The sequence below is a fragment of the Streptomyces sp. NBC_01298 genome, from assembly GCF_035978755.1.
In the GTDB taxonomy this organism is placed as follows: Bacteria; Actinomycetota; Actinomycetes; order Streptomycetales; family Streptomycetaceae; genus Streptomyces.
Map to the genome: position 1 here is coordinate 5,075,128 of NZ_CP108414.1, position 26,243 is coordinate 5,101,370.

General features: G+C 71.9%; 27 protein-coding genes and 1 riboswitch. Of the genes, 18 read left to right on the forward strand and 9 right to left on the reverse strand.

The window, feature by feature from the left end; translation table 11 throughout:
• Positions 1-279: 279 nt before the first annotated feature.
• Positions 280-837 (forward strand): GlcG/HbpS family heme-binding protein, encoded by a 558-nt coding sequence (locus OG730_RS23075; protein ID WP_327306012.1) that lies wholly within the window; start codon positions 280-282, stop codon positions 835-837.
• Positions 838-897: 60 nt separating this feature from the next.
• Complete coding sequence (locus OG730_RS23080; protein WP_327306013.1) at positions 898-2,328, forward strand: M1 family metallopeptidase; 1,431 nt, start codon at positions 898-900, stop codon at positions 2,326-2,328.
• A gap of 13 nt (positions 2,329-2,341) precedes the next feature.
• Here the strand turns inward: OG730_RS23080 and OG730_RS23085 are convergent, their stop codons facing one another.
• Together OG730_RS23085 and OG730_RS23090 are read right to left on the reverse strand one after the other, a co-directional pair.
• Positions 2,342-2,860, reverse strand: a complete 519-nt coding sequence (locus tag OG730_RS23085) for a GNAT family N-acetyltransferase (RefSeq protein ID WP_327306014.1) — start codon at positions 2,858-2,860, stop codon at positions 2,342-2,344.
• A gap of 86 nt (positions 2,861-2,946) precedes the next feature.
• Positions 2,947-3,522 (reverse strand): TerD family protein, encoded by a 576-nt coding sequence (locus tag OG730_RS23090; protein WP_250744549.1) that lies wholly within the window; start codon positions 3,520-3,522, stop codon positions 2,947-2,949.
• A 186-nt stretch (positions 3,523-3,708) separates the two neighbouring features.
• Here OG730_RS23090 and arfB point away from each other — a divergent pair, with 186 nt between their 5' ends.
• A complete protein-coding gene (arfB, locus tag OG730_RS23095; RefSeq protein ID WP_327306015.1) occupies positions 3,709-4,134 on the forward strand; it encodes an alternative ribosome rescue aminoacyl-tRNA hydrolase ArfB in 426 nt (141 codons plus the stop codon).
• Positions 4,135-4,285: 151 nt separating this feature from the next.
• Here the strand turns inward: arfB and OG730_RS23100 are convergent, their stop codons facing one another.
• Complete coding sequence (locus OG730_RS23100) at positions 4,286-4,888, reverse strand: flavin reductase family protein (RefSeq protein WP_442814990.1); 603 nt, start codon at positions 4,886-4,888, stop codon at positions 4,286-4,288.
• A gap of 287 nt (positions 4,889-5,175) precedes the next feature.
• Between OG730_RS23100 and cdgB the strand changes: the two genes are divergently transcribed.
• Both cdgB and OG730_RS23110 read left to right on the forward strand, forming a co-directional pair.
• Positions 5,176-6,891 carry a diguanylate cyclase CdgB gene (gene cdgB / locus OG730_RS23105; RefSeq protein WP_327306016.1) on the forward strand — a complete coding sequence of 572 codons (1,716 nt, stop codon included), beginning with the start codon at positions 5,176-5,178 and terminating at the stop codon, positions 6,889-6,891.
• Positions 6,892-6,959: 68 nt separating this feature from the next.
• Positions 6,960-7,979, forward strand: coding sequence for a CBM35 domain-containing protein (locus OG730_RS23110; protein ID WP_327306017.1), 1,020 nt, complete (start codon positions 6,960-6,962; stop codon positions 7,977-7,979).
• Between the two features lie 19 nt (positions 7,980-7,998).
• Here the strand turns inward: OG730_RS23110 and OG730_RS23115 are convergent, their stop codons facing one another.
• The 3 genes from OG730_RS23115 to OG730_RS23125 all read right to left on the reverse strand — a co-directional run bounded on the left by OG730_RS23115 (position 7,999) and on the right by OG730_RS23125 (position 11,131).
• A complete protein-coding gene (locus OG730_RS23115; RefSeq protein WP_327306018.1) occupies positions 7,999-8,919 on the reverse strand; it encodes a 1-phosphofructokinase family hexose kinase in 921 nt (306 codons plus the stop codon).
• A gap of 110 nt (positions 8,920-9,029) precedes the next feature.
• Positions 9,030-10,199, reverse strand: coding sequence for an N-acetylglucosamine-6-phosphate deacetylase (gene nagA, locus OG730_RS23120; RefSeq protein WP_327306019.1), 1,170 nt, complete (start codon positions 10,197-10,199; stop codon positions 9,030-9,032).
• The gene (locus OG730_RS23125; protein WP_327309375.1) at positions 10,199-11,131 is read right to left on the reverse strand and encodes an ROK family protein; all 933 of its coding nucleotides are present in this window, start codon (positions 11,129-11,131) and stop codon (positions 10,199-10,201) included. Before OG730_RS23125 ends, nagA begins: the two co-directional genes overlap by 1 nt.
• 286 nt (positions 11,132-11,417) lie before the next feature.
• On the opposite strand from OG730_RS23125, the gene OG730_RS23130 reads away from it, so the two are divergent.
• The 3 genes from OG730_RS23130 to otsB all read left to right on the forward strand — a co-directional run bounded on the left by OG730_RS23130 (position 11,418) and on the right by otsB (position 14,033).
• Positions 11,418-12,734, forward strand: coding sequence for an extracellular solute-binding protein (locus OG730_RS23130; RefSeq protein WP_442814991.1), 1,317 nt, complete (start codon positions 11,418-11,420; stop codon positions 12,732-12,734).
• A gap of 121 nt (positions 12,735-12,855) precedes the next feature.
• A complete protein-coding gene (locus OG730_RS23135) occupies positions 12,856-13,107 on the forward strand; it encodes a DUF3263 domain-containing protein (protein ID WP_254386650.1) in 252 nt (83 codons plus the stop codon).
• A 65-nt stretch (positions 13,108-13,172) separates the two neighbouring features.
• A complete protein-coding gene (gene otsB / locus OG730_RS23140; RefSeq protein ID WP_327306020.1) occupies positions 13,173-14,033 on the forward strand; it encodes a trehalose-phosphatase in 861 nt (286 codons plus the stop codon).
• 55 nt (positions 14,034-14,088) lie between these two features.
• Here otsB and OG730_RS23145 read toward each other — a convergent pair whose 3' ends face one another.
• Positions 14,089-15,561 carry an alpha,alpha-trehalose-phosphate synthase (UDP-forming) gene (locus tag OG730_RS23145; RefSeq protein WP_327306021.1) on the reverse strand — a complete coding sequence of 491 codons (1,473 nt, stop codon included), beginning with the start codon at positions 15,559-15,561 and terminating at the stop codon, positions 14,089-14,091.
• Between the two features lie 134 nt (positions 15,562-15,695).
• Entirely contained in the window at positions 15,696-16,742 is a 1,047-nt protein-coding gene (locus OG730_RS23150) for a glucosyl-3-phosphoglycerate synthase (RefSeq protein ID WP_327309377.1), read from the reverse strand.
• Between the two features lie 219 nt (positions 16,743-16,961).
• Positions 16,962-17,120, forward strand: a riboswitch (SAM riboswitch).
• A gap of 17 nt (positions 17,121-17,137) precedes the next feature.
• Between OG730_RS23150 and thrC the strand changes: the two genes are divergently transcribed.
• From thrC to OG730_RS23190, 8 genes are all read left to right on the forward strand, one after another.
• Positions 17,138-18,448, forward strand: coding sequence for a threonine synthase (gene thrC / locus OG730_RS23155; RefSeq protein ID WP_327306022.1), 1,311 nt, complete (start codon positions 17,138-17,140; stop codon positions 18,446-18,448).
• Between the two features lie 35 nt (positions 18,449-18,483).
• On the forward strand, positions 18,484-18,762 hold the full coding sequence (locus OG730_RS23160) for a MoaD/ThiS family protein (protein WP_327306023.1): 279 nt from the start codon (positions 18,484-18,486) through the stop codon (positions 18,760-18,762).
• Between the two features lie 429 nt (positions 18,763-19,191).
• Positions 19,192-19,398, forward strand: a complete 207-nt coding sequence (locus OG730_RS23165) for a cold-shock protein (protein ID WP_008743607.1) — start codon at positions 19,192-19,194, stop codon at positions 19,396-19,398.
• A gap of 369 nt (positions 19,399-19,767) precedes the next feature.
• Positions 19,768-21,390, forward strand: a complete 1,623-nt coding sequence (gene groL / locus OG730_RS23170; RefSeq protein ID WP_327306024.1) for a chaperonin GroEL — start codon at positions 19,768-19,770, stop codon at positions 21,388-21,390.
• A 147-nt stretch (positions 21,391-21,537) separates the two neighbouring features.
• Entirely contained in the window at positions 21,538-21,771 is a 234-nt protein-coding gene (locus OG730_RS23175; protein ID WP_327306025.1) for a hypothetical protein, read from the forward strand.
• Entirely contained in the window at positions 21,771-22,163 is a 393-nt protein-coding gene (locus tag OG730_RS23180) for a type II toxin-antitoxin system VapC family toxin (protein ID WP_327306026.1), read from the forward strand. The genes OG730_RS23175 and OG730_RS23180 overlap by 1 nt, the downstream gene beginning before the upstream one ends.
• A 17-nt stretch (positions 22,164-22,180) precedes the next feature.
• Positions 22,181-22,816: a phosphoribosylanthranilate isomerase gene (locus tag OG730_RS23185; RefSeq protein WP_327306027.1), complete on the forward strand. Its 636-nt coding sequence runs from the start codon at positions 22,181-22,183 to the stop codon at positions 22,814-22,816.
• A 247-nt stretch (positions 22,817-23,063) separates the two neighbouring features.
• Entirely contained in the window at positions 23,064-23,696 is a 633-nt protein-coding gene (locus tag OG730_RS23190) for a hypothetical protein (protein WP_327306028.1), read from the forward strand.
• A gap of 46 nt (positions 23,697-23,742) precedes the next feature.
• Here OG730_RS23190 and OG730_RS23195 read toward each other — a convergent pair whose 3' ends face one another.
• Positions 23,743-24,360: a TetR/AcrR family transcriptional regulator gene (locus OG730_RS23195; protein ID WP_327306029.1), complete on the reverse strand. Its 618-nt coding sequence runs from the start codon at positions 24,358-24,360 to the stop codon at positions 23,743-23,745.
• A 92-nt stretch (positions 24,361-24,452) separates the two neighbouring features.
• On the opposite strand from OG730_RS23195, the gene OG730_RS23200 reads away from it, so the two are divergent.
• Positions 24,453-25,274, forward strand: a complete 822-nt coding sequence (locus OG730_RS23200; protein ID WP_327306030.1) for an SDR family oxidoreductase — start codon at positions 24,453-24,455, stop codon at positions 25,272-25,274.
• A gap of 109 nt (positions 25,275-25,383) precedes the next feature.
• Complete coding sequence (locus OG730_RS23205) at positions 25,384-26,190, forward strand: haloalkane dehalogenase (protein WP_327306031.1); 807 nt, start codon at positions 25,384-25,386, stop codon at positions 26,188-26,190.
• Positions 26,191-26,243 lie beyond the last annotated feature (53 nt).

Consider the following 26,243-nt stretch of genomic DNA (forward strand, 5'->3'; position numbering starts at 1 on the left):
CTCCGCCCTGACCCGTTCTGCCCGGGCTGCGCCCGGACCCCTGGGGCTCCGCCCCAGACCCCGGTCCTCAAGCGCCGGACGGCTGGATCGGGCTGCGGTGAAGGGCCAGGTAAGCGCCCCGCGGGGGGTTGCCGCATCAGCCGATCGGTTGACCCCCGCATCAGCCGGTGGGGGGCGGGTTCCGAGCCGGTACGGGGACGGGGTGGTGGGGGTGGGCGGGAGAGGGTTGGAGCAACGGCAGAACAGCCCGCCGTGCCGACGTTCACAGGAGCAGCAGACATGAACACCCGCACCCGCGTTCTCACCGGTACCGCCGTCGCCGTCGCCCTCGGCGCCGGAGCCTTCGGCGCGGTCAGCGCCAGCGCCGCCCCGGCCTCCGCCCCGGTCGCGGCCCCGGCCGCCGTCGCGAAGAAGGACGGCGACAAGAAGAACTTCACCACCTCCACGCACCTCACCATCGACGCCGCCACCCGCGCCGCCCAGGCCGCGCTGGACGCCGCCGAGAGCGAGAACCAGAAGGTGACCGTCGCCGTCGTGGACCGCAACGGCAACACCATCGTCACGCTGCGCGGCGATGGCGCGGGCCCGCAGTCCTACGAGTCGGCGCAGCGCAAGGCCTACACCGCCGTGTCCTGGAACGCCCCGACCTCGGTGCTCGCCGGCCGCCTCGCGCAGACCCCGAACCTGAAGGACATCCCCGGCACCCTCTTCCTCGGCGGCGGCACCCCCGTCCAGGCCGACGGCGCCCCCGTCGCGGGTGTCGGCGTGGCCGGCGCCCCGAGCGGTGACCTGGACGAGAAGTTCGCCAAGGCCGGCGTGGACGCCCTCAACAAGTAGCAGCGCCGAGGAGCAGCAGCGCCTAGGAGCAGCAGCGTCGCGGGACGTAGTCTCGAACGCGTGGATCAACGCGCACTCTCCCGCCTGGCCGCCCCCGCCGTCGCCGCCCTGCTCGCCCTCACCACGGGCTGCACGGGGGAGACCGTGCAGGGGCGGCCGGGTGCGTCGGGGGTGCGCGACCCGTACTTCCCCAAGGCCGGCAACGGCGGCTACCAGGTCGAGCACTACTCCCTGGACTTCGACTACGACCCGGCCGACGGGCGGCTGCACGCCACCGCCGTCATCACCGCCCGTGCCGAGCAGGGGCTCAGCTCCTTCAACCTCGATCTCAGCGGGCTCCAGGTGGAGGGCGTGAGCGTGCAGGGCGCCGGGGCCCGCTTCAACCGCTCCGGCAACGAGCTGACGGTGCGCCCCGCCGAGGACCTGGAGCGCGGGGAGGTCTTCCGTACGGAGGTCGACTACTCCGGCCGGCCCAGGACCGTCACCGACCCCGACGGGTCCCGGGAGGGGTGGATCGTCACCCCGGGCGGCAAGGGCGCGGTCGGCGTCGGCGAACCCGTCGGGTCGATGGCCTGGTTCCCGGGGAACCACCACCCGAGCGACAAGGCCACGTACGACATCACGGTGACCGTCCCGCGCGGGTACGAGGCCGTGTCCAACGGCGAGCTGCGTTCCCGTACGGAGGAGGACGACGGGCGGACCGTGTTCGCCTGGCACTCGGCGGAGCCGATGGCGAGCTACCTGGCGACCGTGGCCGTCGGGAAGTTCGAGGTGGCGACCGGGCGGACCGCCTCCGGGATCCCCGTGTACACGGCGGTCTCGCCCGGGGAGGCGAAGGCGAGCGGGGCCGCGCTCGCGCGGCTGCCCGAGATGGTGGAGTGGGGCATCGGGCGGTTCGGCCCGTACCCCTTCTCCGCGACGGGCGCCATCGTGCTGCCAGCGCACAGCCTCGGCTACGCGCTGGAGACGCAGACCCGGCCGGTGTTCCCGGGGGCGCCCGGCAGCGAGGAACTGGTGCTGCACGAGCTGGCGCACCAGTGGTTCGGGGACTCGGTGTCGCCGGAGTCCTGGAAGGACATGTGGCTCAACGAGGGCTTCGCGACCTACGCCGAGTGGCTGTGGACCGAGGACCACGGCGGTCCGAGCGCGCAGCGGCACTTCGACGCCTACCTCGCCGGGGACACCCGCGTCGACGACGCGGCGGGCTCGGACTGGGACGCCTTCCCGCCGGCCGCACCGCCCGGCCCGAAGGAGATCTCCGAAGCCCCGGTGTACGGGCGCGGGGCGATGGTCCTGCAACGGGTCCGGCAGGAGGTCGGCGACGAGAAGTTCTTCGCCCTCGTACGGGGCTGGGCCGCCGACCACCGGCACGGGAACGCGAGCACGGCCGATTTCACCGCCTACGCGGAGGAGAAGACGGGCCGTGATCTGACGGAGGTCTGGGACGTGTGGCTGTACGGGAAGGACAGCCCGAAGGCGCCTAAGCCGTGAGTTCCCCCGCCCCCTACAGCGCCTTGCGCAGGACCGTGCAGGGGCGGCCCGCCTCGCGGTCGGCGGCCCGGCGCAGGGTGACGTAGCCCTGGGACTGCCAGAAGGCGAGGGCCTTCTCGTTGGCGTCGAGCACGGCGATCCGTACGCCCGAGCGTCCCGCGTCGCGGAAGCGGTCCTCGACCATGGCGACCACGGCGCGGCCGTATCCCTCGCGGTGTGCGGTGGCGTCGATGAGGAGGAGACCGATCCACGGGTCGGGGTCCTCGGACGCCGGGTCCGGGTGGTGGGCGAGGGTGGCGGCCAGGCCTACGAGGCGTCCGGCGGAGCGGGCGAGGAGGACCTCGGCGCCTTCGTGCGCGAGCTCGTCGGCGAGGGCGGCGGCGACCTGTTCGACCGTGATGCGGCCGGGGTCGGGGAAATCTCCGCTGAGCTCGAAGAACGCGTGGTTGGTCGCGTAGAGCGTGGCGATTTCGGTGAGGACCGGGCCCGGTAGGGCGCCGTCCTCGACGGGGGCGAGCGGCAGGAGGATCACGTACGGAACGGTAGCGAAGCCCCCTCCCCGGACGGCCGGGAGGGGGCTTCAGCTGAGTCGCGTCCCGGGGACGCGGGCGCTCAGGGTCAGACGTTGACGCCGAAGTCTTGGGCGATGCCGGTCAGGCCGGAGGCGTACCCCTGGCCCACGGCGCGGAACTTCCACTCGGCGCCGTTGCGGTAGAGCTCGCCGAAGACCATGGCGGTCTCGGTCGCGGCGTCCTCGGAGAGGTCGTAGCGGGCGATCTCGACGCCGCCGGCCTGGTTCACGACGCGGATGTACGCGTTGCGGACCTGGCCGAAGTTCTGGCTGCGGGTCTCGGCGTCGTAGATGGAGACCGGGAAGACGATCTTGTCCACGTCGGCCGGCAGGCCGGCGAGGTTGACGTTGATGGCCTCGTCGTCGCCCGCGCCCTCGCCGGTGCGGTTGTCACCGGTGTGCACGATGGTCTGGTCCGGGGTGGACTTGTTGTTGAAGAAGACGAAGTGGCCGTCGGAGACGACCTTGCCGAGCGCGTTGACCGCGATGGCGGAGGCGTCCAGGTCGAAGTCGACACCGGTGGTCGTGCGGGTGTCCCAGCCGAGGCCGACCGTGACGGCCGCGAGGCCCGGGGCCTCCTTGCTGAGCGAGACGTTTCCGCCCTTGGAGAGGCTTACTGCCATGGTGACTGGTGTCCCTTCCTAGTCTCACTTGGTCTCACTTGTCGTATGGACCGTGAGAGTGCCCAAGTTACCGCTGACCTCCATAACGCGGGGAGAGGGGCGCCAGGTTCCGCATTCCGGGAAATGTCCGCGATGCGGGCGGAAATGCGGGTGACGGGGACCCGGCGGGCACGGATCATAGGGGGCATGCCTGGTCCCTATGTCATCCGCGGTTCGGTCGTGCTCCCCGAGGGCGAGCTCGCCTGGCGTTTTTCGCGGTCCTCCGGGCCGGGCGGCCAGCACGTGAACACCTCGGACTCGCGCGTGGAGCTGCTCTTCGACGTCGCGGCGACGAAGTCGCTGCCCGACGTGTGGAAGGAGCGGGCGCTGGAGCGCCTCGCGTCCCGGCTGGTCGACGGGGTGGTGACGGTACGGGCCTCCGAGCACCGCTCCCAGTTCCGCAACCGCGAGATGGCGCTGGTCCGGCTGACCGCGCTGCTGGCCGAGGCCACGGCGCCGCCGCCGAAGGCGCGCCGGGCGACGAAGATCCCCCGGGGGATCAACGAGCGGCGGCTGCGCGAGAAGAAGGCCCGCGGCGAGACCAAGCGGGGACGGGGCGGGCGCGACTGGTGACGGCGGGCCGGGCGGCGGGGGAGGACCGCCCCGGCATCAGCCCGGCCCGGCCCGGCGTCAGCCCGGCATCAGCCCGGACCGCCCCGGCATCAGCCCGGCCCGGCCCGGCATCAGCCCGGACCGCCCCGGACCGCCCCGGACCGTCCCTGCCTCAGGGCGCCAGGTGCCGGTAGCGCCCCCGGAAGTACGTCAGCGGCGGGGAGTCCGGCGCCGGCTGGCCGGCGGTGAGGACGTGGCCGATGACCAGGGTGTGGTCGCCCGCCTCGACGCGGTTCTCCGTACGGCACTCCAGGGTGGCCAGCGCTCCCGACAGCAGCGGGGCGCCGGAAACTCCGCCGCGGGTGTAGGGGACGTCCGCGAAGAGCAGCCGGTCGCTGATGCGGTTCTTCATGGAGAAGCGGCTGGCGATCTGGACCTGGTGGTCGGCGAGCACCGACACCGCCCACAGCGGCTGCTCGGCCAGCAGGTCGTCCATCCGGGAGCCCTCGCGCACGCTGACGAGGACCAGGGGCGGGTCCAGGGACACGGACATGAAGGCGGTCGCCGTCATGCCGACGTCCTCGCCGCGGCTGCCGACCGACAGCGGGGGTTCCTCCGCGGTGATCAGGCACACGCCCGCGGTCAGTCGGGACATCGCGGCCCGGAACTCGTCGTTGCTCACCCCCACAGCATGGGGTGCGGGTACGGAAAGTGGTGTCACGGGGGTCGTAGGGGGCACGGTCGGGACGCTACTGTCACCCCTCGCGCGGCGCATCGGGCGCAGGGCGGAGCCGCTCCCCGGCCCGTCGACCTAGGCCGTCCTAGGGCCGGGCGTATCGTTTGCTTCCGGGAACGGGTCGGGTGGAGGCGTCGGAACGGGACCGCGTGGAGCGACGCGGCGGTCACCTATATTCATCTCATGTGACTTGAGTCACAGAGAGCAAGATTTGTTGACCCTGTGTACCTGCCGCACAGCTCACTGTGATTCAGTGGACGGGACACCGCAACGAAGCGCCGATGACAAACCTGGAGTTGCTGTCGAGGTCTCGGGGAGAGCGAGCAATGGAGACCGAGTCGGAGCCGTACGTCCGTCTTGCGACCCTGCGGCAGCTGCACCGGGTGGTGGCCGAGCTCAATACGGCCCGGAGCCTGGCGGACACCCTGCAGACCGTCGTGGACGGCATCGTCCTGGGTCTCGGCTACGAACTCGCCTGTGTCAACCTCGTTCGCCCCGACGGTGATCTGGTCGTCGCCGCCTTCGCGGGCGACCCCGCCGCCGAAGCCCTGATCACCGGCCGCGTCGGCTCGCGAGCCTCCTGGGAACGCCGTCTCACGATGGGCGAGAACTGGGACGGCCTGCGCTTCATCCCGCACACCGAGGGCTGGGTCCTCGTCGAGGACGACGTCCCGCAGTGGCACACCGAGGGCCCCGATCCGCGGTTCGAGGACGAGTGGCACCCCGAGGACCGGCTCTACGCACCCATGTACGCCTCCGGAGGCGAGCTGCTGGGCGTGGTCTCCGTGGACCGCCCGCGCAACGGCCGCCGGCCCGGCGCCTGGGGCCGCGAAGCGCTCCAGATGTACGCCTTCCAGGCCGCGATTGCCATCAGCAACGCCCGGCTCCGCGCGAACATGCAGCGGGCCCTGGTACGGCTGGAACGTGAACAGCAGGCCCTGCGGGCCAGTGAAGAGTCGTTCCGCCAGGCCTTCGAGTACGCCCCGAGCGGCATGGCGATCGCCGAGATGGGCGGCGACCAGCACGGCCGCCTGCTGCGTACCAACGACGCGCTGTGCCGGCTGCTGGGACGGCCCGCCTCCGTGCTGCGCCGGTACTCCTTCTCCGACCTCGTGCACCCCGAGGACATCGGCACCCTGCTGCGCACCTCCGCCGAGGGCGGCCGCGCCGAGCTGAGGCTGGGGCGGCGCGACGGTACGTACGTCTGGGTCTCGCTGCGCAACTCCGTCGTCGCCGACGCCGCCGACGGGCCGCGCTTCCTGCTCACCCACGTCGAGGACATCGAGGAACGCAAGCGGCACGAGCTGCAGCTCGCCCACCGCGCCAGCCACGACTCGCTGACCGGCCTGCCCAACAGCGCCGAGCTGCGCTCCCGGCTCGGGGCCCGGCTCTGTCGCCGCCCGCAGTCGGTGCGCGCCACCGCCGTGGAGGCGCTGGACGCGGCCTTCGAGACCCGGCCCTCGGTGGAAGGCGGCCCCGGCGGGCACGGCGAGCACGGGTTCCGGCCCGACGGCTTTCCCGAGCCCTTCGAGTTCCCCGGCGGCATGGGCGGCCCCGGTGGCATGGGCGGCGGCTCGCCCGCGGGGGGTCCGTACGACCACCACGTGCACACGGTCGCGCCGGCGACCGACATCGACGACGGTACGAAGGGGCTCGCGGTGCTCTTCTGCGACCTCGACGGTTTCAAGTCGATCAACGACCGGTTCGGGCACCACACCGGTGACGCGGTCCTCATCGAGGTGGCCCGGCGGCTGACGACCGGGGTCCGGGACGGGGACACGGTGGCCCGGCTGGGCGGTGACGAGTTCGTCGTCCTCGCCGACGGGCTGGGCGCCGCCGACGCCGCCGACCTCGCCGTGCGGCTGCGCAACGCGATCATCCCGCCGATCCGGGTGGACGGCCGGGCGGTCCGCGTGGGAGCCAGTTTCGGCATCGGCTGGGCGAGCTGCGGCATGTCGGCCGACGAGGTGCTGCGCTCGGCCGACCAGCGCATGTACATCGAGAAGCGCTCCCGTTCGAAGGCGCACCGCAGGGCCGGGTAAGCTCTCGGGCCGCCCGTGGGCGCACCTGTTCGGGGTAGGCTCCCCGGGGTCGAAAGGAGTGACCTGCGATGACGACGCCCGCGAACCACGGCCCGAACAACGGGGCGAACCAGCCCGAGGATGACGACCCGTTCGGCTACCTCTACGAGGACGGACAGGCCGCGGGGGCCACCCCGCCCGGGCAGGGCGGCGGGTACGGCTACCCGGGACCCGGGGCCGGCAGCCAGCCGGGCGTGCCCCGGACCTCGTACAACCAGGTCCGCACCGTCGGTGACCGGCCCTACGGCGGCCAGCGCGGGCCGGTGCCCTATCAGCAGGGCCCCCCGCAGCAGCAGGCCTACCAGGCCCAGTACCAGGCCCCCGAAGCGCTCCAGGCGGGCGGCTACGGCGTTCCGCCGCAGCAGCAGCCCCCGCAGTACACCCAGTCCCTGCCGCTGCCGGGCTCCGGCGGCGGCCACGGTGGCGGCGGGTCCAGCCGCAGGGGCATGCTCATCGCGGCCGTCGCGGTGGTCGCCGCGGTGGCGATCGGCATCGGCGCGGCGGTGATCTTCGGCAAGAAGGACGACGCCGACAAGGGCAAGAACACGGCGAACACGGGCCAGAGCCCGTCGGCACCCGCCCCGACCCCCTCGGGCCAGCCGAGCAACTCCGCGCCGGTGGACGCCCCCCTGCCCAAGGGCGACGCGGGCGGCTCCGGCATGGTGATCAGCGGCGGCGCGCAGCTGGATGGCACGGTGAAGGGCGCGGAGAGCGCGAGCGGCCAGTACGTGGGCAACTTCAACCAGCCGGGCGCGGCGGTCACCTGGACGCTGGACCTCCCCAAGGGGGGCACCTACCGGCTCTACGTGCGCTACGGCATCCCGGGTGAGGACGCCAACGCCACCCTCGCGGTGAACGGCAAGCCCAACACCTCGCCGCTGAACATGCGGAACTTCGCGAAATCCCCCCAGGGTGACTGGGAGAAGGGCTGGCAGACCACCTGGGGCCAGGTGACCCTCAAGGAGGGCACCAACACGGTCAAGCTGTCGTGTGAGTCCGGCAACAAGTGCCAGGTCAACATCGACAAGCTGTGGCTCCAGAAGGGCTGAGCGGCAGCGAGAAGGCGTCCTAGCCCTCCGTGACCTTCACCGACCCCCGTACCTCCTCGTAGGTGCGGGGGTCGAAGTCTCCCGCCGTGGGGGCCGCGACCGTGGCGGCCGAGAGGGCCACCGCTCGGGTCAGGCGGTCCGGCCAGGCCAGGCCTTCGGTGAGGGCCGAGAGGAGGCCCGCGACCGCGGAGTCGCCGGCGCCCGTGGGGTTGCCCGCCAGGGCGCGGGGCGGGGCCGCGCGCCAGGTGCCGGCGGAGGTGGCGGCGAGGAGTCCGGCCGGGCCGAGCGAGGTGACCACCGCGTGGGCCCCGCGGCGGCGGGCGTCCCGGGTGGCGGGGAGCGGGTCGCGGGAGCCGGTCAGCTCCGCGAGCTCGGCGGCGTTCGGTTTGATCACGTCGGGGCGGGCCGCGACCCCGCGGCGCAGGGCTTCGCCGCTGGTGTCGAGGAGGACGGGCACGCCGGCCGTGCGGGCCGCCCGTACGAGGGTGGCGTAGGCCCCCACGGGTACGCCCGGGGGCAGGCTGCCGCACAGGGCCACCGCGCGGGCGCCGCCCGCCAGCAGGGCCTCGTAGCGGGAGAGGAACCCGGACCACTCGGCGGCGGTGATCAGCGGGCCCGGTTCGTTGAACTGCGTGGTGTCCCCCGAGGCCTCGTCGACGACGGCCAGGGTGCGCCGGGTGGTGCCCGCGCAGGGGACCAGCTCGTCGCGGACGCCGGGGGAGCCGGCGAGCAGCTCGCGTACGAGGGTTCCCGTGGGGCCGCCCGCGAAGCCGGTCGCGGTGACCTCGTGGCCGATCGCGGCGAGCACGCGGGCCACGTTCAGGCCCTTGCCGCCGGGGCGTTCGGTGACCTGGGTGACGCGGTGGGAGGCGTGCGCGAGCAGGCGCGGTACGCGGTAGGTGACGTCGAGCGCGGTGTTGAGCGTCACGGTCAGGATCATGGCGGGCCCCGGTCTCGGTGTGTGCGGCCTCGGGCGGGGCAACAGCATGCCAAACGGAGAAGCGGTCGGCCCAGTACCCCGGGCCGACCGCTTTTGTGGGAGATCCCGGGTCAGTTGCCCGCCGCGAGCGGGTTCACGATCCATTCGCCGCGCCGCATGACGCCCCGGACGTCGAAGGCGGAGTCGAGGACGACGAGGTCCGCGTACTTGCCGGGCTCCAGCGAGCCGACCTGGTCGTAGACGCCGATCAGCTTGGCCGGGTTGGCGGAGATCGCCTGGACCACGGACTCGACGGGGAGCTTGTCGAGGGTGACCGACCGCTTGAAGGCGGTGTCCAGGGTGAGCGTGGACCCGGCGATGGACCCGCCCTCGACGAGGCGGGCGACGCCCTCCTTGACCTCCACCTCCAGCGGGCCGAGGTGGTAGATCCCGTCGCCGAAGCCGGCCGCGTCCATCGCGTCGGTGATCAGGGCCACCCGGTTCGCGCCCGCGTGGTGGAAGGCCAGCTCCAGCATGGCCGGGTGCAGGTGGGTGCCGTCGTTGATCAGCTCGACGGTGACCCGCTCGTCCTCCAGCAGGGCCGCGATGGGGCCGGGGGCGCGGTGCTCCAGGCCGGGCATCGCGTTGTAGAGGTGGGTGGCCACGGTCGCGCCGGCGTCGATGGCCTCGCAGGTCTGCTCGTACGTGGAGTCCGTGTGGCCGATCGCCGCGATGACCCCGTGCTCGGCGAGCAGCCGTACGGAGTCCAGGCCGCCGGGGAGCTCGGTGGCGAGGGTGAACATGCGGGCGGCGCCGTGCGAGGCGTCGATCAGCTTGCGGACCTCGGCCGGGTCGGGGTCGCGCAGCAGGTCTTCCTTGTGCGCGCCCTTGCGGCAGGGGTTGATGAAGGGGCCCTCGAAGTGGATGCCCGCGATGTCGCCCTGCTGGGTCAGCTCGGCGAGCAGTCCGGCGCGGCGGGCCAGTTCGTCCAGGTCGCCGGTGACGGTGGAGGCGACCAGGGTGGTGGTGCCGTGCTCGCGGTGGGTCCGTACGCCCTTGAGCACCTCCTCGGCGGTGCCGGAGGTGAAGGAGGCCCCGCCGCCGCCGTGGTTGTGCATGTCGACGAAGCCGGGGACGATCAGGCACCCGGTGAGGTCGACGACGGCCGCGTTCTCGTCCGCGCTGCCGGCGATGCGCTCGCCGTCGACGATGAGGCGTCCGCCCTTGACGATGCCCGTGGGCAGCACCACGTCGGCGCCGGAGAGAACGGTGCTGCGGCCCACATGTGCGCTTCCGGACATCAGGCAGGTACCTCCGTGGCGAGTAGATCCCAGGCGAGCAGCCCTGCACCCAGGCATCCGGCGGTGTCCCCGAGGGCGGCCGGAACGATGTGGGGCAGCCGCTGGAACGTCACGCGTTCCTCGACGGCCGTCCGTAGTGGTGTGAACAAGGTTTCCCCGGCCTCGGCCAGTCCGCCACCGATGATCAGCGTGCGCGGGTCCAGCAGGGTGATCGCGGTGACCAGCCCGTCGGCCAGGGCGCCGATGGCGGCGAGCCAGACCTCCCGGGCGCGCTCGTCGCCGGATTCGACGGCCTTGGCGCAGTCCGCGGCGTCCGCTTCGGGGTCGCCGGAGGCGGCCGCCCAGGCGCGGCTGACGGCGGAGGCGGAGGCGAGGGTCTCCAGGCAGCCGCGCTGGCCGCAGCCGCAGGCGGGTCCGCCGGGGCGGACCACGATGTGGCCGATCTCGCCCGCGTACCCGTGCGCGCCGGCCTCGATGCGGCCGGCGATGCCGATGGCTCCGGCGATGCCGGTGCCGAGGGGGACGAACAGGAAGCGGTCGGCGCCGCGGCCCGCGCCGATGCGGCCTTCGGCGAGTCCGCCCGTGCGGACGTCGTGGCCGAGCGCGACCGGGATGCCGCCGAGGCGTCTGCCGAGCAGTTCGCGCATCGGGACGTCGCGCCAGCCCAGGTTCGCCGCGTAGACGGCGATCCCGTTCTCGGCGTCGACGATGCCGGGGACGGCCACGCCGGCCGCGGAGGCGGTGGTGTGGAAGCGTTCCCGGCCGAGGTCGAGGAGCTCGGCGGCGAAGTCCTGGATCGTCTCGACGACGGCTTCGGCGCCCCGCTCGCGGCCGGTGGCGCGGCGCGCTTCGTGGAGCAGGGTGCCGTCGGCGGCGACGAGGGCGGCCTTCATCCCAGTGCCGCCCACATCGAGGGCGATGACGTGTTTCACGGGTTTCACGGGTGACAGTCTCGCGTGATCGGAGGGCAAAGGTCTAGTCCACTGAGAGGGATTGTTGAGTGGCCATACAAATTAGGGACCTTCGTCGGCGGACGGGCCGGTACGCGGGCCCGTACGGGGGTCCGTACGCGGGTCCGTACGTGCGTGCGTACGCGGGTCCGTGCGTGTGTGCGCGTGCAGGCCGTGTGCACGTTTGGGGTCGGATGTTGACCAGGATCAAAAGTGGTGTAGACCTTTACGCGAATCGTACGGAACAACCTGGGGTGGAACGAGAACTGTGAAGGCCCGAACTGTCCAGGCCAGAAGGCTGAACCTCGCCGCGTCCGGCCTCGCACTGTGCCTGACCACGGTGACGCTGACCGGCTGCGGCGCCGTGTCGGGCGTCACCGGGGACAACGAGGTCACCCTGAAGGTCGTGGCGGCCGACTACGGGGACAAACCGGAAAACTCCTCCAAGCCCTACTGGAAGGACCTCGCCGCGGCCTTCGAGAAGCGCAACCCCGGCATCAAGGTCCAGGTCGAGGTCTACTCCTGGGAGGAGGTGGACGCCAAGGTCGCCGAGATGGTCAAGGCCGGCGAGGCCCCCGACATCGCGCAGATCGGCGCCTACGCCGACTACGCCGCCGACGGCAAGCTGTACACCGCCGACGAGCTGCTCTCCGTGAACACCCAGGCCGACTTCCTCGATCCGCTCGCCGAAGCGGGCAAGGTCCGGCGCGATCAGTACGGCATGCCCTTCGTGGCCAGCACCCGGCTGATGTTCTACAACGAGAAGCTCTTCGCCGACGCCGGCATCATCCCCAAGGACGGCAAGACCCCCTGGCGCCCCAAGAGCTGGGCCGATCTGGAATCGGCCGCCAAGAAGCTCAAGGCGGACGGCGTCCCGACGCCCATCGCGCTGCCCCTGGGCCGCGAGGAGGCGCAGGCCGAGACGATGCAGTGGCTGCTCGCGGGCGGCGGAGGCTACGCCGACAACGAAGACCAGTACGCGATCGACTCCCCGAACAACATCGCCACCCTGGAGTTCCTGCGCGACGACCTCGTCGGCGCGGGTCTGACCGGCCCCGTCGAGCCGGGCAAGCTGAACCGCCAGGCCGCCTTCGACTCCTTCTCGCGCGGCGAGGTCGGCATGCTCAACGGGCACCCCACGCTGCTCAAGCAGGCCGCCGCCAAGGGCGTGAAGTACGGCATGATCCCCATGCCGACCTCCGACGGGGTCAGCCACCCCACGATGGGCGTCGCCGACTGGGTGATGGCCTTCAAGGCCGGCCACCAGACGCAGTCCGGGAAGTTCCTGGACTTCCTCTACGAGGCCGAGAACGTGACGGCCTTCACCGAGAAGTACGACCTGCTGCCGGTGACCACCAGCGGCTCCCGGGCGATGGACGCCTCCACCGGGTCCTCCTCGGCGGAGCTGAAGACCTTCCTGCACGCCCTGCCCAACGCGCGGCTCTACCCGGTGGGCAAGAAGTCCTGGGCGACCGTGAGCGAGGACATCAAGAAGAACATCGGCAAGGCCGTGCAGCCGGGCGGGCAGCCCGCGAAGATCCTGGCGGACCTGGCGGAGGCCGGGCGCAAGGCGGATCCGCGCTGATCCGTGCTGACCGGCGCTGACCGGCACTGATCCGTGCCGACCCGAGCAGCCCCGCGCCGACCCGCGCGGGGCTGCTCCCGGTCGGGCGGGCGCTGTCGGAGGGCGGAGTTAACCTGGCCGTATGACGGACGCGGACGAGAGGCCGCCCGCCGGGCTGAGCCCCGACGAAGCGGCCGTACTGGCCTACGAGGCCCGCACCTGGCCCGGCCCGGGCGCCAAGGAGCGGGCCATAAGGGAAGGACTGGGGATGCCCCCGGTCCGGTACTACCAGCTGCTCAACGCGCTGATGGACGATCCCAGGGCGCTGCGGCACGCCCCCGGCACCGTCAACCGCCTGCGGCGCATCCGGGAGGCCCAGCGGGCCCGGCGGTAGCGCCCGAGGCCCGGGCATCGCCCGCGCCGTAGCCGTGGCCCGGCTGGGCCGTTAGGGTCGTGCGTATGGGGAGCCATCCGCACGATCTGCCGATGCCCGTCACCACCGCCGGACGCGAGGGACTCGAAGCCCTCCTCCGCGCACCGCGCCGCTCCGTCGTCGCCCTCGACTTCGACGGCACCCTCGCCGACATCGTTCCCGACCCCGACCAGGCACGGGCCCACCCCGGAGCCGTTCCCGCGCTCGCCGCGCTCGCCCCCGAGGTCGGCTCCATCGCGGTCGTCACCGGCCGGCCCGCCGGGGTCGCCGTCCGCTACGGGGGCTTCGCCGGGGTCCCCGGACTCGAACACCTGGTGGTCCTCGGCCACTACGGAGCCGAGCGCTGGGACGCCGTGAGCGGCATCGTGCACGCTCCGGCCGAGCATCCGGGGGTCGCGGCGGTCCGGGCCGAGCTGCCCGGGTTCCTGGACGCGATCGGCGCGTGGCGCGGGACGTGGATCGAGGAGAAGGGCCAGGCACTGGCCGTCCACACCCGCCGCGCGGCGGACCCGGAGGCGGCCTTCGCGGCCCTGCGCGAGCCCCTGGCGGGGCTGGCGGCCCGGCACGGCCTGATGGTCGAGCCGGGGCGGGCCGTACTGGAGCTGCGGCCGCCGGGCATGGACAAGGGCGTCGCGCTCACGGAGTACCTCGCGGAGGTGGGGGCGCAGGCCGTGCTCTACGCCGGGGACGACCTGGGTGACCTCGCGGCGTACTCGGCGGTGGAGAAGCTGCGCGCCGGCGGGATGCCGGGGCTCCTGGTCTGCAGTGGCTCGGCGGAAGTCCCGGAACTCGCCGCCCGCGCGGACCTGACCCTGTCCGGCCCGTCGGAGGTAGTCGCCTTCCTGTCCGCCCTGGCAGCGGCACTGACCGAGCCCGCACCTTCCTGACGCGGCGCCGCGAAGCCGGGGAGGCCCGCCAGGGCCGAGCCGTGCGAGCGGTGCGTCAAGAAGGAGAGGGGTCGCGCAGGGCGTTCAGCTGGGCCGTGAGCCATGGGGCCGGGGGGAGGGCCGTGGCTGCCGCCGCCAGGCGTTTCGTGCGGTCCGCGCGTTCCGCCGACGGCATGGAGAGGGCGGCGTGCAACGCCTCCGCCGTCGCCGTCACGTCGTACGGGTTCACCGTCAGCGCGTCCGCGCCCAGTTCCTCGTACGCGCCCGCCCCGGTGGACAGCACCAGCGCGCACCCCGCCTCCGAGACCACCGGGATCTCCTTGGCGACGAGGTTCATGCCGTCCCGTACGGGATTGACCAGCGCCACGTCCGCCAGCCGGTACACCGCCAGCGATCGCGCGAAGTCGTCCTCGACGGAGACGATCACCGGCCGCCAGTCGTCCGTACCGAACTCGGCGTTGATCTCCGCGGCCAGCTCCCGCACCGACTGCGTGTACTCCCGGTAGACGGCCAGGTCCTGCCGGGACGGATAGGCGGAGGCCAGGTGGACCACCTCCTCCTGCCACCCGGGGTACGTGGTCAGCAGCTCCCGGTAGGCCAGCAGCCCGCGCAGGATGTTCTTCGACAGCTCCGTCCGGTCCACCCGCGCGATCGTCCGCAGGTCGCCGACCTCCGCCCGCAGCGCCGCGAGCTTGTCGTCCACCTCCGGCCGGTGCGCGAGCGCGCGCAGCTCGTCCCCGTCCACGCCGAGGGGGTAAGCGGTGACGTGCGTGAACCGGGCCTGCCCGGGCCGGTCCCCGTCCGCGCTCCTCCCGCGGTGCTGCACGCCGCGCTCGGGACCGTCCGGAGCCGATGCCCGCGCGAGCCCGTGCACGTCGTCGGCCACCGCGCCGCTGATGAAGTTGTCCGCCCACTCCCGGGTGTGGAACCCCAGCCGGTCCGCCCCGAGCATCCCCCACACCAACTGGCTCCGGATGTCCTGCGGAAGCATCCCCAGGAAGTCCCGCGAGGCCCACGGAGTGTGCGTGAAGTGCCCGATCCGCAGGTCCGGGCGGAGCTCCCGGAGCATTCCGGGGGCCAGGGCCAGGTGGTAGTCCTGGATCAGGACGGCCGCGTCCTCGGCCGCCTCCTCCGCGAGGGCCGCCGCGAAGGCCTCGTTGTACGTGACGTACGAAGCCCAGCGCCGCCGGAACTCCGCGTCGAAGACCGGCTCGCGCGGGATCTCGTACAGGTGGTGGTGGAGGAACCACAGCACCGAGTTCGCGATGCCGTTGTACGCGTCGTCGTAGACCGCCGGGTCGATCGAGAGCATCCGTACGCCCGGCTCGCAGACCCCCTGCCGTACCGCCTCCCGGTCCGCGTCCGACAGCGCCGCGCAGATCCACAGCGCGTCCGGCTGCTCCGCGAGGGCGGCGGAGAGCCCGGAGACGAGGCCGCCCCCGCCGCGGCGGGCACTGAGCGTGCCGTCCGCGGCGAGGGCGTAGGAGAGGGGGCCGCGATTCGCGGCGACGAGCACCTGGGAAGCCATGCGGCGAACCTAGCCCGCCTCGCCTCCGGTCAAACGTCGGTGCCTGCGCGTACGCCGGACCGAGAGGAAGACCACACCGCCGAGTGCGGCGAGCGTGGCGGCCGCCGTCCCCTCAGCCGGAGCCGCGTCGGGGGTTACGCCACGCGGCGGCGCGCGTACTCCTCGATGTCCCGCATCGGCGGCCGTTCCTCGGTGTCCACGGTGTAGGTGTGCGGTACGAACCCCTGCGGGCCCCGCTCGAACTGTGTCAGCTCGGGGCGTACGAGGTGTCCGCGCGAGAGCCGGACCTGCGCCGTGCGGTAGATCGCCGCGGCCATCCGGCCCAGGGCCTGGCCGTCCTGGTGGCGGTGCAGCCGCACGCCCACGTCCACCTGGGCCAGCGCGTCCAGCCCGGCGGTGTGCAGCGCGTCCACCAGCAGGCCCAGCTCGACCCCGTAGCCCACGGGGAACGGCAGCCGTTCGAGGAGCTCGCGGCGTACGGCGTACTCGCCGCCCAGCGGCTGGACGAAGCCGGCCAGCTGCGGCCAGTGCAGGTTGAGCAGGGGCCGGGCCACCAGCTCCGTGACCCGGCCGCCCTGGCCGTGGGCCCTGGCGGAGGCGAGCCCGCCGGGCTCCTGGCCGTGGGCCCTGGCGGAGGCGAGGCCGCCGGGCTCCTGGCCGCCGAGTTCCGGACCGCCGAGCTCCGGGCCGAGCGGGCGGTCGTACATCGCCTTGACGAACCGCACGTCCGGCTCGGTCAGCAGCGGGCCGACGATTCCCGAGACGAAGGCCGACGAGAAATCGCGCAGGTCGGCGTCCACGAAGCAGACGATGTCCCCGGTGGTGGCCAGCAGCGAGCGCCACAGCACCTCGCCCTTCCCGGGCAGCGCCGGGATCCGCGGCAGGACCTCGTCGCGGTGCACCACCCGGGCCCCGGCCTTGGCCGCGACCTCCGCGGTGCGGTCGGTGGAGCCCGAGTCGATCACGACGAGCTCGTCCACCAGGGGCACCGGCAGCCCCTCGATCAGATCGCGCCGGATCACCTCGACGATCTCGCCGACCGTGGCCTCCTCGTTCAGCGCCGGCAACACCACGCTCACCGTGGTCCCCGCTGCCCGCTTGGCCGAAAGCAGCTGGCCGAGCGGTCGGTCGGCGGCGGACCAGGAGCGGTCTGCCAACCAGCGCTCCACCTCTTCCAGCACCTTCAGCACTCCCTGTTCCATCACGGGTTCTACACGGGTTCGACACGGGGATCATCACTCGTTTGGACCGAAATGTGATCCATCTCGCGGTTCGGACGGCTGTCTCAACCCCCCGGACCTTCGGTTACAGTCTTGAACAACGCGATGGCCCACCGCATGCCGGGGGGCCCGCGTACAAACGCACCGGCGCGCCACAGAGCGCGTGTGCCGGTGCCATACCGCTCATCCAGAGGGGCAGAGGGACACGGCCCGTTGAAGCCCCGGCAACCCTCCAGTCGGTTCTCGCGATCGCGCATTCCAGCGCCGCCAGCGAGGTCCCCGGCTAGGGAAGGTGCCAAATCCGTCTCATGGCGAAGTGCGCCATGGGGAAGATGAGGAGAAAGGGCCTCGCCATCATGGCTGCACAGTCTGTCGCAACCTCTGCCGAAACCGTTGAGAACATCGCTTCGGGTACCTCCGTCGATCTCGGTCCCGCCACCGGCCTTTCCTGTCGTGAGTGCGGTACCCGCTTCGAGCTCGGCCCGATCTTCGCCTGCGCCGAGTGCTTCGGACCGCTCGAAGTCGCCTACGAACTGCCCCTGGGCGACCCGGAAGCCCTGCGCGCCGCCATCGAGGCCGGCCCGAACAACATCTGGCGCTACGCGCCGCTGCTGCCCGTCCCGGCGGACGTGGCCTCCAAGCCGAGCCTGAACCCCGGCTTCACCAAGCTCGTGGACGCGGCCAACCTGGCCAAGGAGCTCGGCTTCACCGGCAAGCTGTACGTCAAGGACGACTCCGGCAACCCGACGCACTCCTTCAAGGACCGCGTCGTGGCCATCGCCGTCGAGGCCGCCCGCGCCTTCGGCTTCACCACCCTCTCCTGCTCCTCCACCGGCAACCTGGCCGGCGCCGTCGGCGCCGCGGCCGCCCGTGCCGGCTTCCGCTCCTGCGTGTTCATCCCGCACGACCTGGAGCAGGGCAAGGTCGTCATGGCCGGTGTCTACGGTGGCGACCTGGTCGGCATCGAGGGCAACTACGACGACGTCAACCGCTTCTGCTCCGAGCTCATCGGCGACCCGCTGGGCGAGGGCTGGGGCTTCGTCAACGTCAACCTGCGCCCGTACTACGGCGAGGGTTCCAAGACCCTGGCGTACGAGATCTGCGAGCAGCTCGGCTGGCAGCTGCCCGACCAGATCGTCATCCCGATCGCGTCCGGCTCGCAGCTCACGAAGATCGACAAGGGTCTGCAGGAGCTGATCAAGCTCGGCCTCGTCGAGGACAAGCCGTACAAGATCTTCGGCGCCCAGGCCGAGGGCTGCTCCCCCGTCTCGACCGCCTTCAAGGCCGGTCACGAGGTGGTCCGCCCGCAGAAGCCGAACACCATCGCCAAGTCGCTGGCCATCGGCAACCCGGCGGACGGCCCGTACGTCCTGGACATCGCGCGCCGCACCGGCGGGTTCGTCGAGGACGTCAACGACGAGCAGGTCGTCGAGGCCATCAAGATCCTCGCGCAGACCGAGGGCATCTTCGCCGAGACCGCGGGCGGCGTGACCGTCGGCGTGACGAAGAAGCTCGTCGAGAACGGGCAGCTCGACCCCGCGCTGACCACCGTGATCCTGAACACCGGTGACGGCCTCAAGACCCTGGAGGCGGTGGCCGCCGACAGTGGCCAGACCGCCACGATCCGCCCGAGCCTGGACGCGTTCCGCGCCGCCAACCTCGCCTGATTCCTCCCCCTGCACACCGGAAAGGCAGTAGCGCCATGAGCGTCAACGTCCGCATCCCCACCATCCTGCGCACCTACACCGGCGGCCAGGCCGAGGTCTCCGCCGAGGGCGCGACCCTCGAAGAGGTCATCCAGTCCCTGGAGACGAGCCACCCCGGCATCGCCGCGCGCGTCCTGGACGACCAGGGCAAGCTGCGCCGCTTCGTCAACGTCTACGTCAACGACGACGACGTGCGCTTCGAGGGCGGGCTGCAGACGTCCACCCCGGACGGCGCCGGCATCTCGATCATCCCCGCCGTCGCGGGTGGCTGCTGAGCCTTCGGCCGAGCCATTGGCTGAGCCTGCGCGGCACCTCGTGAGACCTCGCGGAAACTGAATTGCCCCCTCCGTTAAGAAACGGAGGGGGCAATTCTGCTTGGTTGGGCGCGGTAGAGTTGGGGAAGTCCCCTCCGCTGTTCTTGCCCGCCGCATATGAGCGGGCCGCGTGAGGGTTGACATTGAGTCAACATGCAAGTGCGCTATGGGTCGTTGGCGTGGTTTGTCCGGCCCGAGTTGCCCTGGAATATTCCAGGTTTTCACCCTATTTCAATCTTTCGCTGTGTCCAGAATTCTCGTCGGAATGACCTGTTGCAGACAGCAGCGGTGCGGATACATTCAGCCCCGGTCGAGGCGTTCCGGCGCAAGTTCTGACCCGGGACCGCGAAGTGCGGTCCTGCGCAAGGGCCAGTAATAGGGGAGTTAGGCATGGCTCAGGGCACCGTCAAGTGGTTCAACGCGGAGAAGGGCTACGGCTTCATCGCGGTCGACGGTGGTGCGGATGTGTTCGTCCACTACAGCGCCATCCAGATGGACGGGTACCGCACCCTTGAAGAGGGTCAGCGGGTCGAATTCGAGATCTCGCAGGGCCAGAAGGGTCCGCAGGCGGACATGGTCAAGCTCGCCGCCGGCTAGTCCGACCGCGATCGACCACCGACACGTACGCGGTCACGCACGGCGGCCGCGCACGACGGCACAACGGCATATGTACGAGGGGCCCACATCCTGGACACGGGATGCGGGCCCCTCGTGCGTGGCGGCTCCGGAGCCCTTGCGGCGTCCGGCTGTTCATCCCGGGTTGCCCGAAGCCGCTTGCACTCGGGGGGGTCGAGTGCTAATCATTGGCGTTAGCACTCTCCTGGTGAGAGTGCTACCTATACGAGGACCGGGTCAGTGAGGCCCGCAGGGTCCGGCGGGAAGAAACCGCCGGGCACGCAGGCCGTCCGTCGCGGGCGCGGGCGCGGTCCGGGAGCAATCCACCGCTGTCCGGGAGGACCACTTCAGATGGCCAAGATCATTGCGTTCAACGAGGAGGCCCGGCGCGGTCTCGAGCGAGGCATGAACCAGCTCGCCGACGCCGTCAAGGTCACCCTTGGCCCCAAGGGTCGCAACGTCGTCCTTGAGAAGAAGTGGGGCGCCCCCACGATCACCAACGATGGTGTCTCCATCGCCAAGGAGATCGAGCTCGAGGACCCGTACGAGAAGATCGGCGCCGAGCTGGTCAAGGAAGTCGCCAAGAAGACGGACGACGTCGCCGGCGACGGTACGACCACCGCCACCGTTCTCGCCCAGGCGCTCGTCCGCGAGGGCCTGCGCAACGTGGCCGCCGGTGCGAACCCGATGGCCCTCAAGCGCGGTATCGAGAAGGCCGTCGAGGCCGTCTCCGCCGCCCTGCTGGCGCAGGCCAAGGACGTCGAGACCAAGGAGCAGATCGCTTCTACGGCCTCCATCTCCGCCGCCGACACCCAGATCGGCGAGCTCATCGCCGAGGCCATGGACAAGGTCGGCAAGGAGGGCGTCATCACGGTCGAGGAGTCGCAGACCTTCGGCCTGGAGCTCGAGCTCACCGAGGGCATGCGCTTCGACAAGGGCTACATCTCGGCGTACTTCGCCACCGACATGGAGCGCATGGAGTCGTCCCTCGACGACCCGTACATCCTGATCGTCAACTCCAAGATCGGCTCGGTCAAGGACCTGCTGCCGCTCCTGGAGAAGGTCATGCAGTCCGGCAAGCCGCTGCTGATCATCGCCGAGGACGTCGAGGGCGAGGCGCTCTCCACCCTCGTCGTCAACAAGATCCGCGGCACCTTCAAGTCCGTCGCCGTCAAGGCTCCGGGCTTCGGTGACCGTCGCAAGGCCATGCTCGGCGACATCGCCATCCTCACGGGCGGCACGGTCATCTCCGAGGAGGTCGGCCTCAAGCTCGAGAACGCCGGCATCGACCTGCTCGGCCGCGCCCGCAAGGTCGTCATCACCAAGGACGAGACCACCATCGTCGACGGTGCCGGTGACAGCGACCAGGTCCAGGGTCGCGTCAACCAGATCCGCGCCGAGATCGAGAACTCCGACTCGGACTACGACCGCGAGAAGCTGCAGGAGCGCCTGGCGAAGCTCGCCGGCGGTGTCGCGGTCATCAAGGCCGGCGCCGCGACCGAGGTGGAGCTCAAGGAGCGCAAGCACCGCATCGAGGACGCCGTTCGCAACGCGAAGGCGGCCGTCGAAGAGGGCATCGTCGCCGGTGGCGGCGTGGCCCTGCTGCAGGCCTCCTCGGTCTTCGACAAGCTGGAGCTCACCGGCGACGAGGCGACCGGCGCCAACGCCGTCAAGCTCGCGCTGGAGGCCCCGCTCAAGCAGATCGCCGTCAACGGTGGTCTCGAGGGTGGCGTCGTCGTGGAGAAGGTCCGCAACCTGCAGATCGGTTGGGGCCTGAACGCCGCGACCGGCGAGTACGTGGACATGATCGCCGAGGGCATCATCGACCCGGCGAAGGTCACCCGCTCCGCGCTGCAGAACGCGGCGTCGATCGCGGCCCTCTTCCTCACCACCGAGGCCGTCATCGCCGACAAGCCCGAGAAGGCCGGCGCGGCTGCCGGCGGCGGCATGCCGGGCGGCGACATGGACTTCTGATCCACCCCCGGGCTCTGGCCCGAAGGTAGATCGGCCGTTCGCACCACGCAGTACGTACCGAGGGCGGCATCCCCAGCTGGGGATGCCGCCCTCGGGCGTTTCCGTCAGTCGCTCGCGCTGTAAGACGTTTTGTCTTACGCTTGGGCCATGGCTGACACCGTGACGATCCGCACCGACTCGGAGACCGAGCACGCTCTGGATGTACTGACCCAGGACGGCAGCTCACGATCCGTTGCCATAAGGGCGGCGGTGCTGGAGGCTGCCCTGCGCAAGGAGCGCGCCGCCGCGCTGCGCCGCGCGGTACTGCGGATGCCGCTGGGCGAACCCGACGGCATCGACATCGCAGCGGAACTCTCGCGAAATCGCGAGGACGAGCGCTGATGATCTACCTCGACTCCGCCGCGATCGTGAAGCTGGTCCACGCCGAATCCGAGACGCAGGCGCTGCGCGACTGGCTCGATGTCAGGGCGGACACCGGATGGGTCAGCTCGGTGCTGGCAGAGGTGGAATCCTTCCGGGCGTTGGCCCGCCATGCACCGCAAGCCGCCGCGCGGCTCCATCTCGTCCTGGACCTGATCGATCTGATCAACCTCGATCCGGGCATCCGCATCCTGGCCCAGACCGTGCGGCCTGCCACCGTTCGAAGTCTCGACGCCATCCATCTGGCGACGGCGCTCGGCCTCGGCACGCGGCTGACCTCGTTCGTCACCTACGACAAGCGCCTCGCGGATGCTGCCCGCGATGCGGGACTGCCCGTCGATGTCCCCGCGTGAGCTGGTTGACTGCCGGCATGACTGACGTGAGCGGCGACGTGTTCATCAAGATCTGCGGGCTCAAGACCGCGCGCGACGTCGAGGCGGCCGTGGCGGCCGGGGCCGAGGCCGTCGGCTTCGTGTTCGCGCCCGGCAGCCCGCGTACGGTCGACGCCGCGACCGCGCGGGAACTCGTCGGGCACGTCCCGGACGGGGTGCTCACCGTGGGGGTGTTCCGGGGGCAGTCCGTCGCCGAGGTGCGGCGGTTCGCCGAGGAGAGCGGCGTACGGGGCGTGCAGCTGCACGGCGAGGAGGGCCCGGAGGACTTCGCGGCGCTGCGCGCGGACGCCGCGGGCCGCACCCTGCTGCGGGCGACCGCGCACCACGTGGAGCGCTGCGGGGAGTACGGGGAGGACCTGCTCCTGATCGACGCCCCGGACCCCGGCTCCGGCAAGCCGTGGAACTGGGGCTCGGCGGAGTTCACCGCCCCCGCGGGCCGCTGGCTGCTGGCGGGCGGACTGACCCCGGGCAACGTGGCGGAGGCCCTCACGGTCACGGGCGCCTGGGGCGTGGACGTCTCCAGCGGCGTGGAGAGCGAGCGCGGCGTGAAGTCCCCGGACCTCATCCGAGCCTTCATCGCGGCGGCCCGCGCGGCGGGGCCCCGCCGGGCCTGAGCACGGGGCCGGCCGCCCGCCCGGCACCGGCGGCGAAGCCCCCAGGCCCTTCCGGGCCCGGCCTTCGGGCCCGGCCTTCGGGCCCGGCCCACCTGCTCTTCAGCCCGTCCGGCGTGTGAGGACCGGGGTCCGGGCGTGTGGATCCGCTGCGCCGTCCGGCCGCTTGCCGCAGGTGTCTCCGTGGACCGGGCCACTGGGGGTGGTCGGCTGGCCGACGGCCCATCGCCCACGCCGAAAGCTGGTCCCCGTGAAACGAGCCCGTTTCCTCGCCGCCGCAGCCGTCGTCGTCCCGTCCCTGCTGGTGGCCGTGCTCGGCAGCGCCGCCGCAGCCGCCCCGCTGCCCGATCCGAAGCCGCCGGTCCCGCACTGCATCACCCCCTTCGACGGGGACCTCAACGAGCTGTACGGCGTGAAGGACCGCATCATCGGTCCGGTCCCCTGTCGCGAGACCTACGCCAAGGCGAAGTGGGTCAGGATCGCGCCGGGCTGGGGCACGGCGCCGAGCGGTGCGAAGGCCGTCTATCCGGCCGGCTACACGCCGCAGCGCCCCGATCCGATCGACGACTTCAACTCCAAGTTCGTCAGCGCCACGTACGTCCACGACCTCGGCACGCCGCGGGAGCAGCGCTTCACCTACAAGAAGAGCCGGGTCCTGCGCACCGGTCTCCTCGGCCCCGACGGCGTTCCGTACTCGATCGCCATCTCGCCGCCGTTCAAGGCGCTGGACCTCGGCACGCACACCACCCTCGTCCTGTTCACGCTCACGGCGCAGCACTGCGACGGGCTCGGGACGGTCGAGGAGGAGAACTGCCTGCCCGCCGGCACCTTCGAGTACACGAGCAACGCCCCCTTCGACGTGATCCCGAAGCCCACCGGCTGAGCAGGGCGGCAGGACCGCGGGGGTCAGGCGTCAGGCCGTCGGGCCGTCAGGCCAGCGAGTCGATCCAGCGCTCCAGGCGGCGCCCCTCCGTGGCCATCAGCTCGGGATCGCGGAAGGTGTTCGTGAGCAGGGAGACGCCCTGGTAGGCGGCGATCAGGGCGACCGCCAGCTCCCGCGCGTCCGCCGCGCGGCCCATCGCCAGGAACTGCCCCTCGGCCCAGTCGAGCAGCACCCTCATCACCTTGGCCAGGGTCTGGTCGAGGCCGTCGTCGCGCTTGTCGAGCTCGGAGGCGAGCGAGCCGGTGGGGCAGCCGTGGCGCGCGGTGAGCTCGCGCTGTTCGACCCAGCCGGAGACGAGGGCCTTCAGCCGGGCCTGGGGGGTGGGGAGCGCGTCCAGGGCGGTGATCAGACCGGCCAGGTGCTGCGCGTGGGCGTCGATCGCCGCTTCGACCAGCTGGTCCTTGGTCTTGAAGTAGTAGTAGACGTTGCCGAGCGGGACGTCGGCCGCGCGCGCGATGTCGGCGATCGTCGTCTTCTCCATGCCCTGTTCGTGCAGGACCTGGGCCGCGGCGGCGGCGAGGCGTTCGCGTTTGCCGCCGCGCTTGGCCCGGGGGCGGTCCGCCCGGGCTTCCGGGGCGGCTTCGGCGGCATCTGAGTAAGTCACCTGACTCACTATAGACGGGCACCGCCCGGCGGGCTATGGTCGTGCCATGAGTTGGTCAGCCGACTAACTCACTTCACGGGTGGGAGCCTTTCATGTTCGTCATCACGGGTGCGACCGGAAACGTCGGCAGCGAGCTGGTACGGATCCTCGCGGCGGCGGGGGAGCAGGTCACGGCCGTCTCCCGGCGGGCGCCGGAGGGCGCTCTGCCCGAGGGGGTCCGCCACCATCGGGCCGACCTCGCCGAGCCGCGGAGCCTGCGGCCCGCGCTCGCCGGGGCCGGGGCCCTGTTCCTGCTCGTCGCCGGCGAAGATCCGCGGGCGGTCCTCGACCTGGCCGCGGAGGCCGGCGTACGCAGGGTCGTACTGCTGTCCTCCCAGGGGGTCGGGACCCGGCCCGAGCAGTACGGGCACCCGGCCGCCTTCGAGGAGGCCGTGCGCCGGTCCGGTCTGGAGTGGACGGTCCTGCGCTCGGGCGGGCTCGATTCCAACGCCTTCGCCTGGGCCGAGTCGATCCGTACGCACCGCACGGCCGCCGCGCCCTTCGGGGACGTCGGGCTGCCGACGGTCGACCCGGCCGACGTCGCCGAGGTCGCGGCGGCCGTCCTGCGGGGCTCCGGGCACGAGGGCCGCACGTACGACCTGACCGGCCCGGCGCCGGTCACCCCGCGCGAGCGGGCCGAGGCGATCGCGGGGGCGATCGGCGCGCCGGTGCGGTTCGTGGAGCAGAGCCCCGAGGAGGCCCGGGCGCAGATGCTGACCTTCATGCCGGAGCCGGCCGTGGAGGGCACCCTGTCGATCCTGGGCGCCCCGCTCCCCGCCGAACGGGCCGTCAGCCCGGCCGTCGAGCTGATCCTCGGCCGCCCCCCGCGCCCCTTCGCCGCCTGGGCATCCCGCACGGCACCGGCCTTCCGCTGACGACCCGCCCGGTCGGCCCGACCGCTCGCCTCACCCGGCCGTCCGGCCGTCCGGCCTGCCTGCCTGCCGGCCCGCCCCATCCCATCCCGTCCCCGTCTCCGGAGGAGCCATGCCCGTACAGCCCGTACTCGACTCGACGGTCCACTACCGGGAGGCCGGCGACCCCGCCGGAGTCCCCGTGGTGTTCCTGCACGGGAACCCGACCTCCTCCCACCTCTGGCGGAAGGTCCTGCCCGCCCTCGGCTACGCCTTCGCCGATCACGCCCGCTACCTCGACGCCTGGTTCGACGCGCTCGGCCTGGACGAGGCGGTGCTCGTCGGGCACGACTGGGGCGGCGCGCTCGCCTTCGACCGGGCCGCCCGGCATCCGGGGCGGGTGCGCGGGATCGCGTTCACCGAAAGCATCGTCAAGCCGATGAGCTGGGAGGAGTTCCCGGAAGGCGGCCGCGAGCTGTTCCGGGCGATCAAGACGCCAGGGGTGGGGGAGGCCATGCTCCTGGACGCGAACGGGTTCGTCGAGGGGCTGGCCGGCAGCGGCGTCCGCCCGATGGACCCGAGCGACCTGGACGTGTACCGGGCCCCGTACCCGACGCGGGAGAGCCGGCGCCCGCTGCTCCAGTGGGCCCGGTCGATGCCGCTGGGCGGGGAACCCGCCGAGGTGGTGGCGCGGGTGGCGGCGTACGGGGACTGGCTCGCGGGGAGCCCCGCGATACCCAAGCTGCTGCTGACCTTCGCCCCGTGGCCCGGGGCGATGACGGGACCCGAGGCCGTCGAGTGGTGCGTGGCGAACGTCGCGGGCCTGGAACTCGCCCGGCACGACGACGTGCCCGCCGGGCACCACACCCCCGAGGACCACCCGCTGCTGGTCGCGGCGGCGGTACGGAACTGGGCGGAGCGGCACGGACTGTGGGGGTGAGCAGCCGGTTGCTCCGAGCGCCGCGAAGGGGGCGAAGGGCGCGCGGCACGGGT

Coding starts and splice junctions, on each gene's coding strand:
- OG730_RS23115 (WP_327306018.1), bottom strand. CDS start 8,919: ATGATCCTGACCGTGACGCTCAACACCGCGCTCGACGTCACCTACCGC.
- OG730_RS23110 (WP_327306017.1), top strand. CDS start 6,960: ATGACGACGCCCGCGAACCACGGCCCGAACAACGGGGCGAACCAGCCC.
- OG730_RS23075 (WP_327306012.1), top strand. CDS start 280: ATGAACACCCGCACCCGCGTTCTCACCGGTACCGCCGTCGCCGTCGCC.
- thrC (WP_327306022.1), top strand. CDS start 17,138: ATGGCTGCACAGTCTGTCGCAACCTCTGCCGAAACCGTTGAGAACATC.
- OG730_RS23165 (WP_008743607.1), top strand. CDS start 19,192: ATGGCTCAGGGCACCGTCAAGTGGTTCAACGCGGAGAAGGGCTACGGC.
- OG730_RS23205 (WP_327306031.1), top strand. CDS start 25,384: ATGCCCGTACAGCCCGTACTCGACTCGACGGTCCACTACCGGGAGGCC.
- groL (WP_327306024.1), top strand. CDS start 19,768: ATGGCCAAGATCATTGCGTTCAACGAGGAGGCCCGGCGCGGTCTCGAG.
- OG730_RS23145 (WP_327306021.1), bottom strand. CDS start 15,561: ATGGCTTCCCAGGTGCTCGTCGCCGCGAATCGCGGCCCCCTCTCCTAC.
- OG730_RS23100 (WP_442814990.1), bottom strand. CDS start 4,888: ATGCGCCGCGCGAGGGGTGACAGTAGCGTCCCGACCGTGCCCCCTACG.
- OG730_RS23180 (WP_327306026.1), top strand. CDS start 21,771: ATGATCTACCTCGACTCCGCCGCGATCGTGAAGCTGGTCCACGCCGAA.
- OG730_RS23135 (WP_254386650.1), top strand. CDS start 12,856: ATGACGGACGCGGACGAGAGGCCGCCCGCCGGGCTGAGCCCCGACGAA.
- arfB (WP_327306015.1), top strand. CDS start 3,709: ATGCCTGGTCCCTATGTCATCCGCGGTTCGGTCGTGCTCCCCGAGGGC.
- OG730_RS23175 (WP_327306025.1), top strand. CDS start 21,538: ATGGCTGACACCGTGACGATCCGCACCGACTCGGAGACCGAGCACGCT.
- otsB (WP_327306020.1), top strand. CDS start 13,173: ATGGGGAGCCATCCGCACGATCTGCCGATGCCCGTCACCACCGCCGGA.
- OG730_RS23200 (WP_327306030.1), top strand. CDS start 24,453: ATGTTCGTCATCACGGGTGCGACCGGAAACGTCGGCAGCGAGCTGGTA.
- nagA (WP_327306019.1), bottom strand. CDS start 10,199: ATGTCCGGAAGCGCACATGTGGGCCGCAGCACCGTTCTCTCCGGCGCC.
- OG730_RS23090 (WP_250744549.1), bottom strand. CDS start 3,522: ATGGCAGTAAGCCTCTCCAAGGGCGGAAACGTCTCGCTCAGCAAGGAG.
- OG730_RS23160 (WP_327306023.1), top strand. CDS start 18,484: ATGAGCGTCAACGTCCGCATCCCCACCATCCTGCGCACCTACACCGGC.
- cdgB (WP_327306016.1), top strand. CDS start 5,176: ATGGAGACCGAGTCGGAGCCGTACGTCCGTCTTGCGACCCTGCGGCAG.
- OG730_RS23185 (WP_327306027.1), top strand. CDS start 22,181: ATGACTGACGTGAGCGGCGACGTGTTCATCAAGATCTGCGGGCTCAAG.